This is a genomic window from Mesorhizobium sp. M7A.F.Ca.CA.002.09.1.1 (assembly GCF_003998555.1).
In the GTDB taxonomy this organism is placed as follows: Bacteria; Pseudomonadota; Alphaproteobacteria; order Rhizobiales; family Rhizobiaceae; genus Mesorhizobium; species Mesorhizobium ciceri.
The window spans coordinates 1-2279 of the sequence record NZ_RZRR01000888.1 but is presented as its reverse complement, the minus strand read 5'-3'; the positions used below and the strand labels follow the sequence as shown (position 1 = coordinate 2279).

Below are 2279 nucleotides of genomic sequence, written 5' to 3'. Positions count from 1 at the left end.
GCACCGGGAATGCCTGTTCCATGATCTCGACCGGCGGCGACTTGGAGATGCCGATGGTCGAGCAGCCATTGGTCAGGCCGTCATGGCCTGAATTGCCCCCATAACCGCCGCCGGAGATCTGATACATGACGTAGTCGCGGCCGCGTGCCGGGTCGTTGCCGCCGAGTGCGAAATTGCCGCTGGAACCGGCGGGTGCGGCGGTCACCTTGTCCGGCAATGCCTGCACCATCGCCGCAAACACCGCCTCGGCGATGCGCTGCGACACCTCGGCGGCGCAGCCCGAGACGGGCCGCGGATATTTGGCGTCGAGGAACGTGCCTTCCGGCCGCTTGACGATCAGGGGTTCAAACGCGCCGGCGCTGATCGGCACATCCGGGAAAATGTGGCGCATGGCGAGATAGACCGAGGATAGGGTCGTCGCCAGCACGCTGTTCATCGGCCCGGCGCAGGGCTTTGACGAATCGGTGAAATCGAAGGTCAGCGTGTCGCCCTGTTTTTCGACGGCGAGCGCGATGATCAGCGGCTCGTTGACCACCCCATCGGAATCGACAAAGGCCTTCGAATGGTAGGTGCCGTCGGGAATGGCTGAGATGTTGGCGCGCATCTGCTCGGCCGCGCGGCGGCGCAGTTCGGCGATCGCCGCGACAACAGTTTCGTCACCGTAACGATCCAGGATTCCATTCAGCCGATCCTGGCCGATCAGCAGTGCGGCGGCCTGGGCCCTGATATCGCCGATGCGCTGGTCGGCGACGCGGATGTTGGAGCAGATGATGGCGTAGATTTCCGGGTCGAGCACGCCCTTCTTGAACAGTTTGACCGGCGGCAGCCGCAGGCCTTCCTGCTCCACGGCAGTCGCCGAGGCTGAAAATCCGCCCGGCACCGAGCCGCCAATGTCGGGCCAATGGCCGGTGTTGGATAGCCAGCAGAAAATCTTGCCGTCCCGGTAGACCGGCATGGCGAAGCGCACATCCATCAGATGGGTGCCGCCGAGATAGGGGTCGTTGACGACGTAGATGTCGCCTGGTTCCGGCGGCAGGCAACGGCCGTCGGCGATCATCTCGATCACCGTCCTGGTCGAATACTGCATGACGCCGACGAACACCGGCAGGCCCTGGCTGCCTTGCGCGATCAGCGAACCGTCGACAGCCGAATAGATGCCGTCGGAACGGTCATTGGCCTCGGCGATGACCGGCGAGAAAGCGGCGCGAGAGAACGTAAGGTCCATCTCGTCGCAGACCTGCTGCAGGGCCGCCTGGAGGACCGAAAGGGTGATGGCGTCGAGCTTTGCCATATCAGGCCTCGCCAATGTCGATGATGATGTTGCCGTCAGCGTCGCTGCGTGCGCGGTCGCCGGGTTCGAGCACGGTGGTGGCATCCATCTGTTCGAGGATCGCCGGGCCTTCGATGATAGCATCGAGCGGCAGCTTTTCACGCGCATATACGGGCGTGTCGTGCCAACGGCCGGCATACCAGACCGGCCGGATTTCGCGCCGCGCCTCGTCCAGCGTTGCTGCGCGCCCCGCCGGATCGATCAGGCGCGACAGATCGATCGCCAGACGCACGCCGGTGACCGATGTATTGAGATTGACGAGATTGGCTCGGATTTCCGGCAGCTCGACCTTGAAGCGGGCGAAATAGGCCTTTTCGAAAAGCTGCTGCAGCGTTGCCCGGGTCACCGAGGAGGACGGCAGCGCCACGTTGATGATGTGGGTCTGGCCGACGAACTGCATGTCGGCGGAGTGGGTGACGCGGATCGTCTCCGGCTTTACCGCTTCCTTGCCGATCAGCTCCTCGCCTTCGTTTCGGTGCCGTTCCAATACCCCATGAAGGCGCGTTTCGTCGAGCACCGACACCGGCTGGTTGATGGTGTTGACGAAGTCGTGGCGCAGGTCGGCAACGACGCAGCCGAGCGCGTTGGTGATGCCTGGACGCGCCGGCACCAGCACCTTGGGCAGGCCGAGTTCGCGCGCCAGGGCAGTCGCATGCAGCGGCCCGGCGCCGCCAAAGGCGAACAGCGCGAAATCGCGGGGGTCATGACCGCGTGACACCGACACCATGCGGATGGCGCCGGCCATCTTCATGTTGCCGAGCCGCAGCACCGCGCCCGCCGCCTCGACGCCGGACAGGCCGGTCGGCTTGCCGATTTTCTCCTCGAAGATGCCGGTGACGCGCTCTGATGTGACCGGGTTTTCGACTGCCAGCAGCTTCTTCGGCGCCAGCCGGCCGAGCACCAGATTGGCGTCGGTGATGGTCGGATCGAGGCCGCCGCGCCCGTAGCA

2 protein-coding genes are annotated in these 2279 nt (G+C 64.8%); both read right to left on the bottom strand.

The genetic code is table 11. The features are described from left to right. The coding region (locus EN994_RS27895; RefSeq protein ID WP_127307988.1) for a hydantoinase B/oxoprolinase family protein at positions 1 to 1291 on the bottom strand (1291 nt) is incomplete at its 3' end. A gap of 1 nt (position 1292) precedes the next feature. Next, positions 1293 to 2279 (bottom strand): hydantoinase/oxoprolinase family protein (locus EN994_RS27890; RefSeq protein WP_164746257.1); only part of this gene is annotated, 987 nt, incomplete at its 5' end.